14 protein-coding genes, 1 tRNA gene, 1 rRNA gene and 1 other RNA gene are annotated in these 16,062 nt (G+C 38.9%); 4 read left to right on the top strand and 13 right to left on the bottom strand.

Annotation, left to right across the window (positions count from 1 at the left end):
• Nucleotides 1-161: 161 nt before the first annotated feature.
• The 7 genes from V6670_RS00240 to ffs form a co-directional block, all read right to left on the bottom strand.
• A 16S ribosomal RNA gene (locus V6670_RS00240) occupies nt 162-1,714 on the bottom strand.
• A 280-nt stretch (nt 1,715-1,994) separates the two neighbouring features.
• Nucleotides 1,995-2,267, bottom strand: a complete 273-nt coding sequence (locus V6670_RS00235) for a pro-sigmaK processing inhibitor BofA family protein (RefSeq protein ID WP_036122146.1) — start codon at nt 2,265-2,267, stop codon at nt 1,995-1,997.
• A gap of 76 nt (nt 2,268-2,343) precedes the next feature.
• Nucleotides 2,344-2,559, bottom strand: a complete 216-nt coding sequence (locus tag V6670_RS00230; protein ID WP_036122143.1) for a YaaL family protein — start codon at nt 2,557-2,559, stop codon at nt 2,344-2,346.
• 13 nt (nt 2,560-2,572) lie between these two features.
• Nucleotides 2,573-3,169 (bottom strand): recombination mediator RecR, encoded by a 597-nt coding sequence (gene recR / locus V6670_RS00225; protein ID WP_036122141.1) that lies wholly within the window; start codon nt 3,167-3,169, stop codon nt 2,573-2,575.
• Between the two features lie 11 nt (nt 3,170-3,180).
• On the bottom strand, nt 3,181-3,495 hold the full coding sequence (locus V6670_RS00220; protein WP_036122138.1) for a YbaB/EbfC family nucleoid-associated protein: 315 nt from the start codon (nt 3,493-3,495) through the stop codon (nt 3,181-3,183).
• Between the two features lie 21 nt (nt 3,496-3,516).
• Nucleotides 3,517-5,301 carry a DNA polymerase III subunit gamma/tau gene (dnaX, locus tag V6670_RS00215; RefSeq protein ID WP_330494076.1) on the bottom strand — a complete coding sequence of 595 codons (1,785 nt, stop codon included), beginning with the start codon at nt 5,299-5,301 and terminating at the stop codon, nt 3,517-3,519.
• A 143-nt stretch (nt 5,302-5,444) separates the two neighbouring features.
• An RNA gene (gene ffs / locus V6670_RS00210) (signal recognition particle sRNA large type) lies at nt 5,445-5,712 on the bottom strand.
• 167 nt (nt 5,713-5,879) lie between these two features.
• Between ffs and V6670_RS00205 the strand changes: the two genes are divergently transcribed.
• From V6670_RS00205 to V6670_RS00190, 4 genes are all read left to right on the top strand, one after another.
• Nucleotides 5,880-5,972 (top strand) — tRNA-Ser (locus V6670_RS00205).
• Between the two features lie 127 nt (nt 5,973-6,099).
• On the top strand, nt 6,100-7,359 hold the full coding sequence (locus tag V6670_RS00200; protein ID WP_338652208.1) for an ATP-binding protein: 1,260 nt from the start codon (nt 6,100-6,102) through the stop codon (nt 7,357-7,359).
• Entirely contained in the window at nt 7,360-8,238 is an 879-nt protein-coding gene (locus V6670_RS00195) for a response regulator (protein WP_338652207.1), read from the top strand. It begins immediately after the preceding gene.
• 92 nt (nt 8,239-8,330) lie between these two features.
• Nucleotides 8,331-9,605, top strand: coding sequence for a cation:dicarboxylase symporter family transporter (locus V6670_RS00190; protein WP_141905877.1), 1,275 nt, complete (start codon nt 8,331-8,333; stop codon nt 9,603-9,605).
• A 45-nt stretch (nt 9,606-9,650) separates the two neighbouring features.
• Here V6670_RS00190 and V6670_RS00185 read toward each other — a convergent pair whose 3' ends face one another.
• The 6 genes from V6670_RS00185 to V6670_RS00160 form a co-directional block, all read right to left on the bottom strand.
• Nucleotides 9,651-10,271: an RraA family protein gene (locus V6670_RS00185; RefSeq protein WP_338652206.1), complete on the bottom strand. Its 621-nt coding sequence runs from the start codon at nt 10,269-10,271 to the stop codon at nt 9,651-9,653.
• A gap of 190 nt (nt 10,272-10,461) precedes the next feature.
• The gene (locus tag V6670_RS00180; RefSeq protein ID WP_338652205.1) at nt 10,462-11,370 is read right to left on the bottom strand and encodes a methyl-accepting chemotaxis protein; all 909 of its coding nucleotides are present in this window, start codon (nt 11,368-11,370) and stop codon (nt 10,462-10,464) included.
• An 82-nt stretch (nt 11,371-11,452) separates the two neighbouring features.
• The gene (locus V6670_RS00175) at nt 11,453-11,980 is read right to left on the bottom strand and encodes a TIGR00730 family Rossman fold protein (protein WP_058843213.1); all 528 of its coding nucleotides are present in this window, start codon (nt 11,978-11,980) and stop codon (nt 11,453-11,455) included.
• A gap of 84 nt (nt 11,981-12,064) precedes the next feature.
• A complete protein-coding gene (locus tag V6670_RS00170) occupies nt 12,065-12,733 on the bottom strand; it encodes a deoxynucleoside kinase (protein ID WP_036122086.1) in 669 nt (222 codons plus the stop codon).
• Nucleotides 12,733-13,368, bottom strand: a complete 636-nt coding sequence (locus V6670_RS00165; RefSeq protein ID WP_036122083.1) for a deoxynucleoside kinase — start codon at nt 13,366-13,368, stop codon at nt 12,733-12,735. Before V6670_RS00165 ends, V6670_RS00170 begins: the two co-directional genes overlap by 1 nt.
• Before the next feature lie 215 nt (nt 13,369-13,583).
• Nucleotides 13,584-15,995, bottom strand: coding sequence for a heavy metal translocating P-type ATPase (locus V6670_RS00160; protein ID WP_101966290.1), 2,412 nt, complete (start codon nt 15,993-15,995; stop codon nt 13,584-13,586).
• Between the last annotated feature and the right edge of the window lie 67 nt (nt 15,996-16,062).

The raw sequence follows: 16,062 nt of genomic DNA, 5'->3' as shown, positions 1-16,062 counted from the left end.
AACTTAAAAAATAAATGTGTTTGTTACAATTTCAATGTCGTTTTATCCAGTTTTCAAAGAACAAGTTTTGAAGATTTTCATTCAAGAAGAATGAACCTTCAAAACTGAACGCAAAACGTAATCTTACAAACCCTAGGTTTGTATTCCGAAATAATCCTTAGAAAGGAGGTGATCCAGCCGCACCTTCCGATACGGCTACCTTGTTACGACTTCACCCCAATCATCTATCCCACCTTCGGCGGCTGGCTCCAAAAAGGTTACCTCACCGACTTCGGGTGTTACAAACTCTCGTGGTGTGACGGGCGGTGTGTACAAGGCCCGGGAACGTATTCACCGCGGCATGCTGATCCGCGATTACTAGCGATTCCGGCTTCATGTAGGCGAGTTGCAGCCTACAATCCGAACTGAGAACGACTTTATCGGATTAGCTCCCTCTCGCGAGTTGGCAACCGTTTGTATCGTCCATTGTAGCACGTGTGTAGCCCAGGTCATAAGGGGCATGATGATTTGACGTCATCCCCACCTTCCTCCGGTTTGTCACCGGCAGTCACCTTAGAGTGCCCAACTAAATGATGGCAACTAAGATCAAGGGTTGCGCTCGTTGCGGGACTTAACCCAACATCTCACGACACGAGCTGACGACAACCATGCACCACCTGTCACCGTTGCCCCCGAAGGGGAAACTATATCTCTACAGTGGTCAACGGGATGTCAAGACCTGGTAAGGTTCTTCGCGTTGCTTCGAATTAAACCACATGCTCCACCGCTTGTGCGGGCCCCCGTCAATTCCTTTGAGTTTCAGTCTTGCGACCGTACTCCCCAGGCGGAGTGCTTAATGCGTTAGCTGCAGCACTAAGGGGCGGAAACCCCCTAACACTTAGCACTCATCGTTTACGGCGTGGACTACCAGGGTATCTAATCCTGTTTGCTCCCCACGCTTTCGCGCCTCAGTGTCAGTTACAGACCAGATAGTCGCCTTCGCCACTGGTGTTCCTCCAAATCTCTACGCATTTCACCGCTACACTTGGAATTCCACTATCCTCTTCTGCACTCAAGTCTCCCAGTTTCCAATGACCCTCCACGGTTGAGCCGTGGGCTTTCACATCAGACTTAAGAAACCACCTGCGCGCGCTTTACGCCCAATAATTCCGGACAACGCTTGCCACCTACGTATTACCGCGGCTGCTGGCACGTAGTTAGCCGTGGCTTTCTAATAAGGTACCGTCAAGGTACAGCCAGTTACTACTGTACTTGTTCTTCCCTTACAACAGAGTTTTACGAACCGAAATCCTTCTTCACTCACGCGGCGTTGCTCCATCAGGCTTTCGCCCATTGTGGAAGATTCCCTACTGCTGCCTCCCGTAGGAGTCTGGGCCGTGTCTCAGTCCCAGTGTGGCCGATCACCCTCTCAGGTCGGCTACGCATCGTCGCCTTGGTGAGCCGTTACCTCACCAACTAGCTAATGCGCCGCGGGCCCATCCTATAGCGACAGCCGAAACCGTCTTTCAGTGTTTCACCATGAGGTGAAACAGATTATTCGGTATTAGCCCCGGTTTCCCGGAGTTATCCCAAACTATAAGGTAGGTTGCCCACGTGTTACTCACCCGTCCGCCGCTAACGTCGAAGGAGCAAGCTCCTTCTCTGTTCGCTCGACTTGCATGTATTAGGCACGCCGCCAGCGTTCGTCCTGAGCCAGGATCAAACTCTCCATAAAAGAAATTTGAATAGCTCAAATTGTTTTGCTGGCATCATTTTGATGTCCAAAATTTTGTTTCGTTCATTAACCGAAGTTAGTTACTGAAAACTTTATTGATTACGTTTTGCTTGTTCAGTTTTCAAGGTTCATTTCGTTAACTGCTGTTTCAGCAGCAACTCTTATATAATACCATGTCGTATATAATGTGTCAACATGAATTTTTAATTTATTTTCGTTTCAATCAGTTATATTAGCGACTTTTATAACTATATCATATTCTTTTCATATTGCAAGCTTTTTATAAAAAAAATATTAAAGCTGTTATTCCTAATACACCCGGAATACCTAAGACGGCAATAGTTAAGACTGAAAATAGATTGATGGGTACATTATATCCTATATAACCAATACCTAAATGGATTATAAATAATAATAGAAAAGCAAATGCAAATCTAAACCAAAACACCGATAACCCTTCTAAAATCTTACCTAGTTTAGCATGTCTTATTATTACATAAAGAAAAAGAAGCCCTACAGGAATACTAATACTCATAATTACTAACCAAGACAATATGGTTGCCCCCTCAATTAAATAATTATGAAAGTTTATGTTTCCTGTATCGCTTCTATGAATATTTAAATAAGAACTATTTTATTAATACCTTGCGAATTCTAGCTTCCTTAAATAAATAGAAATGAATACTTTCTGCTGTTTTGCGTTGAGCAATTACCCCGAGATCATAGTCATCCATTAATTCTTCTATTATCTTCGCCTGCTGTAAATCCTCTTTTGTTTCTTTTATAAGATTCACAAGCCTATCATCGAATTCTTTTTTTAACTTTCCTTTACTACGGAAGAACATATTAATCCCTCACTCATAATTCGCGTCGGCCTTCCATTGCCTTAGATAGCGTAACCTCATCTGCGTATTCTAAATCTCCCCCTACTGGCAATCCATGCGCAATACGAGTCGTACGAATCCCTGAAGGTTTGACAAGGCGAGATATGTACATAGCTGTTGCCTCACCTTCAATTGTTGAATTCGTAGCTAAAATAAGCTCTTGTACACTTTCATCTTGCAAACGCACTAACAAGGAAGCAACATTAATATCCTCTGGACCGATACCATCCATTGGAGAAATTGCACCTTGAAGTACATGATACATGCCGTTGTAGTCACGCATTTTTTCCATTGCAATAACATCCTTTGTATCTTGCACAACACAAATAATAGAATGATCTCGCTGCTTGTCTGCACAAATGTGACATGGGTCTACATCTGTTATATTGCCACAGACAGAACAGTAACTCAGGTTTCGTTTAGCATCAATCAATGCTTTAGAGAAAGATAATACATCGTCTTCTTTCATAGATAACACAAAAAACGCCAGACGAGCCGCGGTTTTCGGCCCGATACCTGGCAATTTCATAAAACTATCGATCAATTTAGATATTGGTTCTGGGTAGTACATATGATTACCTCCTAGAATGGAAGGTTTAAGCCTTGAGTGAATTTACCCATCGTTGAGTTTGTTTTTTCTTCTACCTTTTTCAACGCTTCATTTGTTGCAATAACAATTAGGTCTTGTAACATTTCGATGTCTTCTGGGTCTACTACAGCTTCATCTAGATTTACTGACACTACTTCACGCTGACCAGAAACTGTTACTTTTACCATGCCGCCGCCTGCAACACCTTCAAATTGCTCAGCATTTAAAGCCTCTTGAGCCTCCATCATTTCCTTTTGCATTTTTTGCATCTTTTTCATCATACCTTGCATATTTCCCATTCCACGCATAAATGTCTTCCTCCTAAAAATTTAATCTTCAATAATTTCAACAAAATCTTTACCAAAGAGCTTTTCAGCCTCTGTCACAAGTGGATCTTGTGAAGCAAGAGGTTGGGCATCATCGATAAATGGTTCATCTGGCATTTCTGCCGGTGGTGGCTCTAATAATTCTTCTCCATGCTCTGAGACAGCCTGTGATTTCTTTTGCTGTAGACTGTGATCACGGATAAACTCTTCACGCATTTTCAACCAAGATTCTTCTGGTATACATAGCATCTCGTACATTGTACCAGTTTGCCCAGCAATTAATTGTGTAAAGTGAGCCTTTAAAGATTGGTTATCGGCAACCATCTGACAATGAATATCATACTTGAATTTTAACACAAAAGCACTCGAAGATGCCGCAACAGGTTCAGCCTCTGCTAAAAGAGCCGATTGAGATTTTTGCATTTGATTTAATGCTTGTGCCCAAACTGACTTGATACGTTGCACATCTTGCTTTGTAGCATCTTTCAACACTTCCTGAATACGACCAGTGGGTGCTTTATAGCCATTCGGGTTTTTAGCACGAGGTCTTTGCTCTTTTTGCGCTGACGTCGTTTGCACAGGAGTTCCTGTTTGCAGTTGCAAGGATAATTGTTGAACCATCTGCTCAAGCGCTACCACCTTTTGCGTGAGTTCTGAGCTTTGTACAGTTTCGTTCATAGCCACTGTTTGATGCGCTAACCCTCCCGAAAATTGTGCCATTTTAAGCAATGCTGTTTCTAAGTAAATTTTCGTATGGTGAGAGAAACGCATCTCCTGCTGTATTTTTGCGAGTATATCAATATAGCCATAAAGCATATCTGGAGCAAATTCGTGTGCTAAAGTAAATACACGCTCCTCAGGGGACACTAACTCTAAAAGTTCAGCTAAATTATCACTTGTTTGAAGTAATAGTAAATCGCGGAAAAAAGTAATTAAATCTTCTGAAAGACGCAAGGGATCCTTGCCATCAGCTATAAGTTGCTCTAAAAGAGCTAGCATTTGAGCAACATCTTTTACTTTCAATGCTTCAGCTAAGTCATAAAAAACATCCTGACTAATTGAACCTGTAACTAATAATGTGTCCTCAAGCTTTAATTTTTCCCCACTAAATGACACAACTTGGTCTAGCAAACTTAAAGCATCACGCATTCCTCCTGCGGCTGATTGTGCGATCACCTTTAAACCTTGTTCTTCATATGGTAAATCAATATCTTCTAGGACAACCTTCATACGTTCAATAATATCATTGGTAGAAAGTCGCTTAAAATCAAAGCGCTGACAACGAGAAATAATCGTTGCAGGCAATTTGTGAGGCTCTGTCGTTGCTAAAATAAATACAGCATGAGGAGGTGGCTCTTCCAAAGTTTTTAAAAGAGCGTTAAAGGCACTTGTAGAAAGCATATGCACTTCGTCTATGATGTACACCTTATATCTACTGCTTGCAGGAGCAAAGCGAACCTTTTCTATAATATCCCTAATCTCTTCAACACGTGAATTCGAAGCCGCGTCAAATTCAATGACATCAGGATGGGAGCCATCCGTAATACTTATGCATGTAGCGCATTCATTACACGGTTCTTTCGATGGTGCATGTTCACAATTTAAGGCCTTCGCAAAGATTTTGGCTGTACTTGTTTTCCCTGTACCACGCGGCCCAGAAAATAAGTAAGCATGCGTTGTTTTATTTGCTAGGAGAGCATTTTGTAGCGTTCTTTTGACATGTGCTTGGCCAGACATTTCTCGAAAAGATTGCGGTCGATACACACGATAAAATGCTTGATACGTCACTGATTTCCTCTCTCCTTCTCCATTTAATTGAATAGTTATATTATAGCATTTGCCTTCTTATATAGAAAATGAAGTTACTAAATTTAAAAATAAAAAAGCACCCGCCTTATAGTAGACGGATGCTTTGAATTGGCAAGTTAATGCCGTGCACCTTTCCTTGACAGCCGCACATAAGCGTTACTCTTGTCGTTAGCTCGGATTAGGCAACCCCGCGGCACATGGATAAGACCACTTAATGCTGCTTCCTTCCGGACCTGACATGGTTCATGGGTATCCATTGCGCAGGACCCAATCGTCAACACTACGTGCAAAAGGCAGACCAAACAATACGGACAGCCTCGAAAAAGGAATTCAGTCTCGCTAGAGCGGATTGCGAGTTACAGGACACCGCTACCTTCCCACCTAGCACGGCAATAACTAGTATACTGACAGTTTGTATAAATTGCAACTTAATGCACAAATTATTTATTTCCAAGCCCTGAATAAACTACTTAAATTTTTTTCAAAAAAATATTGACGAGTGTCTCTAGTTATGATAAATTTATTTTTGTCGATAAGACAGCAGAGCAATATAACATGGAGGTATACCCAAGTCTGGCTGAAGGGATCGGTCTTGAAAACCGACAGGCGGGTAACACCGCGCGGGGGTTCGAATCCCTCTACCTCCTCCATTTTTAAAATTTCCGACTACAATTGTAGCCGTTTTTTTTTGCCAAAATTGTATGTATTACTTGTTAGATACCACTTCCGCCTCGGTTGTGGTATTTTTTATTATATGAATGATGGGAGGTTGTAATATTGCAATCGAAATTATCTATGATACGTGCTTCCCTTACTTGGATTTTCATTATTGCTGTCCTGACCGCAATTGGTAGTGAAATTAAAATTATGCCATTTGCTAATACAACATTCCGTTTTGGTTTAGGTACGATCATCTTCTTTTTATGCACACTACTTAAGCCTACACCGATTATTTTAGCCGGTATTGCAACAAGTATAGTGACAACAATTTTTCGTGTTATTAATTCCACGTTACACAACGTTCCAATTTCTGAGAGTCTATTTAACCATTTACCAGCCGCATTATTTTATGTATTGTTTGCAGTGTGCCTACAAATTTTAGATATTCAACAATATAGAGAAAAACCTTTAAAACTTGGTTTACTCGTCGCCTTTAGTGAGGTTATTAGTAATTTAGCAGAACAAATTTTTCGATTTTTTGTCCAAAATTATACTTTTTTATTTCTTCATGACCTCCTGATCCTATTAGCCGTAGCTATGTTACGCAGTTTTTTTGTAGTAGGTATTTATAGCTCTATTTTGATTGCTGAGCAAAAAAAACGAGTACAAGAAATGCTCAATATCGGCTCTGACCTCTATGTTGAGACCCTATACTTAAAAAAATCAATGAACCATATTGAAACTATTACAGCCAGCGGTTATGAATTATATCGACAGTTAAAAGTGCTAGGTTATCGAACTGAAAGTTTACAGGCACTTCATATTGCCCAGGAAATCCATGAAGTGAAGAAAGATTCTCAACGTATATATGCTGGTATTTCGAAGATTGTGGGCGAAAGAAGCTTCGGCCCTTTTGTATTGTCTGAATTATTGCATTATATTGAGGAAGGCAATAGGAAATACGCTGAATTACTCGGTAAGGATATACAATTTAATACATGTATAGACTTCGATTTTCAAACAAAGGAACATATTGCACTCCTTGCTCTTTTAAATAACTTATCTGCCAATGCTGTTGAGGCTATTGAAGAACAAGGTATCATTTCTATTGCTATTGGGCGCCAAGAAGATAATACTGTAATAACAGTATGTGATAATGGACAAGGAATTTCACAAGCAGATATTTCTGTTATCTTTGAACCTGGATACACAACCAAGTTCAATATTGATGGTGTAGCGGCAACTGGCATTGGGCTTTCACACGTTGCTGAATTAGTAGAAAAATTAAAAGGCTCAATAACCGTTGATTCAGACGATCAATATACAACGTTTAAAATCATAATTCCTACGCAAACTATTCAAACGGGAGAGACTTAAATGAGGTATTTTATTGTAGACGATGATCGTGCAAGTCGTGTTATGTTAAAACAAATTATTGAAGATAGCGGGCTAGGTACAGTTATTGGTGAGGCACGTAATGGTGAGGATGCCATACCACAGATTTTAATGACGCAGCCAGAATTTGTGTTAATTGATTTACTGATGCCCAAGCTCGATGGTATAGCAACAGTTGAGCAACTTATGCAAAATCGTTTTGAGGGACAATTTATTATGATTTCACAAGTTGTGAATAAGGAAATGGTTGGTGAGGCCTATGAACAAGGAATTGATTTCTTCATTCATAAACCAATCAACCGTATCGAAGTAGAAAATGTTTTGAAAAAAACAACTGAACAATTTCGACTTAAAAATTCGCTGTTAGTTATACGTCAATCACTTACAAACATTGAATTAACTGAACAAAAGGCTCATAAAGCAACATCACGAGATCATATTCAATCTATTTTAAATGATATGGGCATTGTCGGTGAAATTGGTAGTGAGGATATAATTGCCATTATAGAAACATTACTTGCACATCAACATAAGATTGCACCTCTTCCTCCATTAAAGGAGCTGTATGAAGAAATTGCAGCTGTGACAAAGGCTACACCCGATGACATATTAAAGGAAAGTAAAGCCATTGAACAGCGTGTGCGCCGAACAATATTAGCTGCAATGATTAATCTTGCTAATTTAGGGGTTGTTGATTATACAAACTCTGAATTCGAGTACTATGCCCCACGCTACTTTGATTTTAAAGAAATTCGCCAGCTCATGACACAAATTGAAGACCACGATAATCGTAAAGCAAAGGTTAATATTAAGAAATTTATTCAAGTTTTATATTCAGACATTTTAACAAAAATAAATTAATTTTCTCGGATTTTGTCGGATTCCGTAAGTCCTCTGTATTATTAAAGTAAGGCGTGTCCTGAAAATTTAATATTAGGGGAGGTACAAAGGATTTGAAAAAGAAATTTAAAATCAGTTTAGCCGCTCAAATTTTAATCGGTTTGATTTTAGGGATCATTATTGGTGGTATCTTTTACGGAAACCCCAAAATTGAGACATATTTACAACCATTAGGGGATATATTTTTACATCTTATTAAGATGATTGTTGTACCGATTATAATTTCGACTTTAATCGTTGGTGTTGCTGGTACTGGAGATATGAAGCAACTTGGACGATTAGGCGGGAAATCTATTATTTACTTTGAAATTATTACAACTGTTGCCATCGTAGTTGGATTACTTTCTGCGAACATTTTCCAACCTGGTGCAGGTATAAATATGAATGAACTATCTCAAGGTGATATTTCAAAGTATGTATCAACAACTGAAGAAGTACAGCATGAGGGGCCATTTGATATCATTGTAGGCATTGTCCCAACAAATATCATTCAGTCAATGGCTGAAGGTGATATGCTTGCGATTATCTTCTTCTCAGTTATTTTTGGTTTAGGGGTTGCTGCAGTTGGTGATCGAGGAAAACCAGTCTTAGACTTCTTCCAAGGGGTAGCAGATGCTATGTTCTGGGTAACAAACCTCGTAATGAAATTCGCTCCACTTGGGGTATTTGGTTTAATTGGTGTAACCGTTTCCAAATATGGGTTTGCCTCCCTGGTTCCACTTGCCAAATTGGCGATTCTTGTATATGCAACAATGCTATTCTTTATCTTTGTCGTTCTTGGCCTTGTGGCAAAATTCGCAGGAATTAGCATCTTCTATTTAATTAAAGTATTAAAAGATGAACTAATTTTAGCGTTCTCTACAGCAAGTTCTGAAGCTGTATTACCACGTGTTATGATGAAAATGGAGAAATTAGGTGCGCCAAAGGATATTGTTTCCTTTGTTATACCAACTGGTTACTCCTTTAACTTAGATGGATCAACACTCTACCAAGCCATTGCAGCATTATTTATTGCTCAAATGTACGGTATTCACCTAAGCATTGGTGAACAAATTACGTTAATGCTTGTACTAATGGTTACATCTAAAGGGATTGCAGGTGTTCCAGGAGTATCATTCGTAGTACTTCTAGCAACTTTAGGTACTGTCGGTATTCCACTTGAAGGACTAGCATTTATCGCTGGTATTGACCGTATTCTTGATATGGGACGTACAGTTGTTAACGTAATTGGTAACTCATTAGCGTCATTAGTAATGGCAAAATGGGAAGGTCGTTTCGATCGCGAAAAGATGAAAAATTACTTTAATGATAATGAAAATCTAGCGTAAGTTAAAAAAATCCTCACGATGTTGGATGGCATCGTGAGGGTTTTTTTATTTTGCTAATACTTTATCTAAATAAGCTATAATGGATTCTTTTCCATTGACATGTGCTTCCTGTGCACGCTTTTCATCTTTTTCGAGTTTGGCTTCTGCTGCTGCTACAATTTTTTCAGCCTCCTGCTGTGGCACGACAATCACACCGTCTACATCCCCAATTATATAATCACCAGGGAGAACTGTTACTCCCCCTATGGCAATGGGTACGTTTACTTGACCACCACCATTTTTATTGCCTGCAGCTACAGTAGAACCTAACGAAAATACAGGGAAATTTAGCTCCTGAATTGCTTCAATATCACGGATTACGCCATCTACAACAAAACCTTGTACACCAATGCCCTTTGCTAAGGAAATCACAAAATCTCCAGCTACCGCTCTATTCGTATTTCCTTTTGCATCAATTACTAAAATATCCCCTTCATTCGCTGCTCTAATTGCTTCCAATACTGCCCCATTTTCACCATCTGGTAAACGTACAGTCACAGCTCGCCCTGCAATTTTAAAATGATCTGCTAACGGCTTGATATCACTACGCAAATTGGTATGCCCACCTGTCGCATCTGATATAGCTGTAGTTGGTAGATGCTGAAAGCTTACTTCCACTTTTGTCATACATAACACCCCTATTATGATTGATGAAAGCCTTACACTATTATTGTAAATAAAAAATATAGACTATTTCAATATATATCGAAACTAAATGGAAAAAATGACAACGGCATTTCACCATTATTTTTTATGAAATATGTGTATTGATATTAAAATGGCATCATCTATTTAAAGGATAGTGCCCTGTTTAAGATTAAATGATTTCGATAAACTGCTTGGATTGTTCATCTAATGCTTCAGCAGCAGATGCAATTTCACTAAAATCATTTGTAGTGACGGTAATTTGTTCATTCGTTTTATCTGCTTTTTCAGCTATCCTTGTAATACTGTCTGTCACCTGACCAATTTCTCGTTCAATCCCTTCTACATTATCTTTCACTTCTGAAATGGATTGCTCAACTCTTACAGAAAGCTTTCGAACCTCTTTGGCTACTACATCAAAACCTCTACCGTATTCGCCAGCTCTAGCTGCTTCAATGGCCGCATTTAAAGCCAATAAATTAGTTTGTGAGGCAATCTCTTGAATCGTTTTGACAATGCCTTTTATAGAATCCGCTTGTTTTTGAAGCTGTGCAAGGTTACTTACATTTTCATTTGATTCCTGAGACACTTCTTGAATGGTTTCCAGTAGGTCCTGGCTATTTTGAATACCAGCCTCTGAACGCTGATAAAGCTCTTTAGACATACTCTTCAATTTGTCGGCTACGCTCATTATCTCATTTTGACGTTCAGTAATATTAGCAGCTATTTTAGAAACACCTATTACTTTTCTTGTATTATTTGCGAAAACAGGCATATATGTCGCTTCCAACCAAATTCTTTGACCGTTAGCATCGATTCGCTCAACTTTATCCTGATAGCTATTTCCAGCTGTTAGATTACGCCAAAATTTATCGTACTCGCTACTATTCGTAAAATCAGGCAAGCAAAGTTCTTTATGGTGCTTTCCTAACATCTCCTGTACGGTATAACCTAATGTTTGAGCAAATAGCTCATTGACGTATGCTACTCTTCTGTCCATATTAAAGCGGATAATTGCTATATTACGTTCAATGGCTTGTACTACTAAATCATCGGTTACTTGAGCATCTACACTGTGCATATACAACACCTCATCTATTTCTATTTTTTTACTTAAAATATAATTATTTAACTTTTATATTACATAAAAAACATGGGAATGCTCACCCATGTTTTTTTAATAAACGTAAAACACCTTTCGATGTCGTTGCCACATGAAAGAGCGCCTTTTGTTCTGCACGTATAAAGTCTTCCTCTAGCATTATTTTAAAATGCTTCAAAATTGCATTATAGAATCCATTTACATTATATAAAATGACAGGTTTTTCATGCAGTCCAATCTGTGCCCAAGTAAATACCTCAAAATATTCATCTAAAGTTCCTGCGCCACCAGGAAGAGCAATAAAGGCATCGGCTAACTCTGCCATTTTAGCCTTACGAATATGCATAGAGTCTACAAAATGAATCTCTGTTAATGAGGCATGTGCCAATTCTCTCTTCTGTAAATGAGTTGGCATCACACCAATTACTTCTCCACCCGCTGCTAAAACAGCATCGGCTACCTTCCCCATTAACCCTGTTTTAGAACCACCATAGACCACACCATGACCGCTGTTAGCTAGTGCTGTACCTAGCTCCGCCGCCTTCTCAGCATAAATAGGATTTTTACCTAAACCAGATCCGCAATACACTGCAATTCTTATAGTAATCCCTCCTATTCAAAAAACGTGAAACAATCAGCTATATATTGTCTCACGTTTTTTGGTCATTTACTTTTACTTTCGTAAATGGCTTGTTTGTTTTAGCATATGACTGATCCGGCTCACAATTGATTCAATGGCATCAGGATTTTTTAATAAATCATAATCGTTAATATCTAAACGAAGAACTGGACAGGAATTAAAGTTATTAATCCAGTTTTCGTAGCGTTCATGCATTTCTACCCAATAATCATTCGGTGTCTGTTGCTCCATGGCACGTCCACGCTCTTGAATACGACCAATAACCGCATCAATTGGTCCTTCAAGATAGACAAGCAAATCTGGATGTGGGAAATAGGGTGTCATCACCATAGCATCAAACAAATTTGTATATGTTTCATAATCTGTCGGACTCATTGTTCCTTTATCATAGTGCATCTTAGCAAAAATCCCAGTATCTTCGTAAATGGATCGATCTTGTACAAATCCTCCGCCATATTCAAAAATACGCTTCTGTTCTTTAAATCGCTCTGCTAAAAAGTAAACCTGTAAATGAAAGCTCCATTTTTCAAAGTCATCATAAAATTTATCAAGGTATGGATTCGTATCTACTTTCTCGAATGATGTACGAAAGTTTAGTGCCTCTGCCAATGCCTTTGTCATCGTTGATTTTCCTACACCAACAGTTCCTGCAATAGTGATGACTGTTTGTGGTGGAATATCATACTTCTCTCTTAAATTCATTATTGCAAACTCCTTTGTTGTAACGTATCTTTAATTATTTTTAAAACATGTTCTAAATCATTTGGATTTTTTACAAAATCAAGCTGATCTCCATTAAATCGAATAACTGGAATTTCAGGATGCATGTTCTCAAAATGCTGGATAAAGGAATGATAATCAGCCACAAGCTGCTCCATGTAATCTCGTGAAATCATCTTTTCAAATTCTCGACCACGCATGGCGATACGCTTCATTAATGTTTCAACGCTGGCATGTAAATAAACCACTACATTTGGAACAGGCATATCCTTCGTTAAAATTCTATAGATTTCCTCGTACTTGTCGTACTCAGTTGGCGCCAATGTACGTTTCGCAAATATTAAATTTTTAAAAATATGATAGTCTGCTACAACCGGTTTGGCATGCGCTAATCGAAATTTTTTAATATCCGTTAATTGCTTATAGCGATTACAAAGGAAGAACATTTCCGTTTGGAAACTCCACTCCTCAATGTTTTCATAAAACTTATTTAAAAAAGGGTTTTCGTCTACAATTTCTTTTAATAGATGGTAATTAAATGTCGCTGCTATCTCTTTCGATAAAGAGGTTTTACCAACACCAATCGGACCTTCTACCGTAACAAATGGAACCGTCACCAGAAGTTCCTCCTTTTTGTTCGATGGATTATCACGTTGTGCCCTAATTTGGCACCTCATTCATTAAATAAATCAGTACTTTTCATTCTATCATAGTAGGAAAATGAAAAACAGAATCAACCTATTGATTGTTCTAGTAAATTTCTCTGCGAGATTTTTCTCTAATTCATAGAAAAAAGACATCGAGAATATACTTCCCAATGCCCTTACAATTCTTATAATTTCACTCGCTGTAATCGTAGTGCATTCAATACTACCGATACCGAACTGAAAGCCATTGCCGCCCCTGCCACCCACGGAGCAAGTAGACCGATTGCAGCAATAGGAATACCTAATGTATTATAGGCAAACGCCCAAAATAGATTTTGTTTAATATTACGCATTGTTTTTCGACTCATTAGAATGGCATCTGCGATACTATTTAAGTCACCACGAATTAGCGTAATGTCTGCCGCTTCCATCGCAACGTCTGTTCCTGTACCGATTGCCATACCAATATTTGCGGTTGCCAGTGCAGGTGCATCATTAATACCGTCACCTACCATCGCTACTTTTTTCCCTTGAGCTTGAAGCTTTTTCACTTCATCTGCTTTGCCTTCAGGTAATACTTCAGCAATTACATGATTTACGCCTACCTCTGTTCCTATGGCTTGAGCAGTCCGTTCATTATCACCAGTCATCATGATGACCGTAATGCCCATATCCTGTAAACGATGAATAGCCTCTTTTGATGTATCTTTCACTGTATCAGCGACCGCTACTAAGCCTGCATATCGACCATTAATGGCAGCAAGCATCGCTGTTTTGCCGTTGCGTTCTAGTTGCTCCATGGTTGGTAATATATCATCAATATAAATTCCATATTGTTGCATTAATTTACGTGTACCAATGACAATACCTTGACCTGAGACAGTTGCCTGCACACCATAACCAGGTATTGCTTCGAAGAATTGAACTTCACCTAAAGCGATACCACGATCTTCTATACCGTGTACAATGGCTTCTGCTAGAGGGTGCTCTGATTGTTTCTCAGCTGCCCCAATTAAAGATAAAAAGCGTACTTCATCCTGCTCTGATGCTAATAAAACATCTGTAAGCTCAGGTTTACCATGTGTCACTGTACCGGTTTTATCTACAACTACTGTATCAATACTTTGTGTTTGTTCTAAATGTTCTCCACCTTTAAATAAAATACCAAATTCAGCTGCACGTCCTGAGCCTGCCATTATTGACGTTGGCGTTGCTAATCCAAGAGCACATGGACAAGCAATGACAAGTACTGCAATTAAAACCTCTAAAGCAGGTGTAAATTCACCAGGTCGAACCCATATAATCCAAATTAAAAATGTGACAATTGCAATGCCAACAACGATTGGTACGAAAATCCCTGAAATTCGGTCTGCCAAACGTTGAATCGGTGCTTTTGATCCTTGAGCATCTTCTACCACTTTTATGATTTGCGCTAATGCTGTATCACGACCAACCTTTGTCGCTATCATTTTAATAAAACCATTTTTATTAATCGTAGAACCAAATAATGGATCGCCTTGTTTTTTATCAACTGGTAGACTTTCCCCTGTTAACATTGATTCGTCAACGGCTGTTATTCCCTCTATTACCTCGCCATCAACTGGAATCTTTTCCCCTGGTTTCACTAACATTACATCGCCAATGATAACTTCTTCTAAAGGAATCTCTTTTTCTACACCATCACGTACAACAATAGCGGTTTTGGCTTGAAGTCCCATTAGTTTTTTTATGGCTTCAGATGAGCGTCCCTTTGCTTTTGCTTCAAATAATTTACCTAATAAAATTAATGTAATTAAAACTGCACTCGTTTCAAAATAAAGATGTGGACCATGATGTGATCCTATCGTCACAATTGCTTGATAGACACTATAGAAATAAGCTGCTGATGTCCCCATGACCACAAGTACATCCATATTTGCACTGCCATTGCGTAATGCTTTATAGGCACCTACATAAAATTGCTTACCAATAATAAATTGCACAGGAGTAGCCAATAGCATTTGGACCCATGGATTCATAAGGAATTCTGGCACATATAAAAATGACGTAAAGGAAAAATGGCCGACCATCGTCCAAAGCAATGGTAAAGAAAGAATAGCCGAAAAAATAAATTTCCGTTGTTGCTGTTTAATGGCTTTTTCACGGTAATCCACTGTTTCCTGCTCATCTGCCTTTTGATGAGCACCATAGCCTAACTTCTCTACCTTTGCAATGATATCTGCCATGGACACTTCTGATGGATTAAACTCAATCACCGCTTTCTCCAGTGCTAGGTTAACATTGGCAGAAGAAATACCACTTAGCTTATTTAACCCTTTTTCAATGCGAGTCGCACAAGCTGCACATGTCATACCCGTAATATCAAGCTCAGTCTTTTGTTTAACAACACCATAACCTAGTGCTTCTATTTTCTTTTCAAAATCTTCTTCAGTTAGCTTTTTTGAGTCATACTTAATAGATGATTTTTCTAGCGCTAAATTAACCGTCGCTTGTTCTACCCCATCCATTTTATTTAAGCCTTTTTCTATACGAGTGGCACAGGCTGCACACGTCATGCCTGTAATTTGCAAATTCGCTTCTTTTATATCAGAACTCATTTACCTTTCACCTCTCCTCATACCGACAGGGGGTATATATTTTTGAAAATAAGAGAGTGCTACAGGA

The organism is Lysinibacillus sp. Y5S-8 (assembly GCF_036894365.1).
GTDB lineage: Bacteria > Bacillota > Bacilli > Bacillales_A > Planococcaceae > Lysinibacillus > Lysinibacillus fusiformis_D.
Note: the sequence above shows the minus strand (reverse complement) of the source record. Positions and strands in the feature narration are given on the sequence as shown.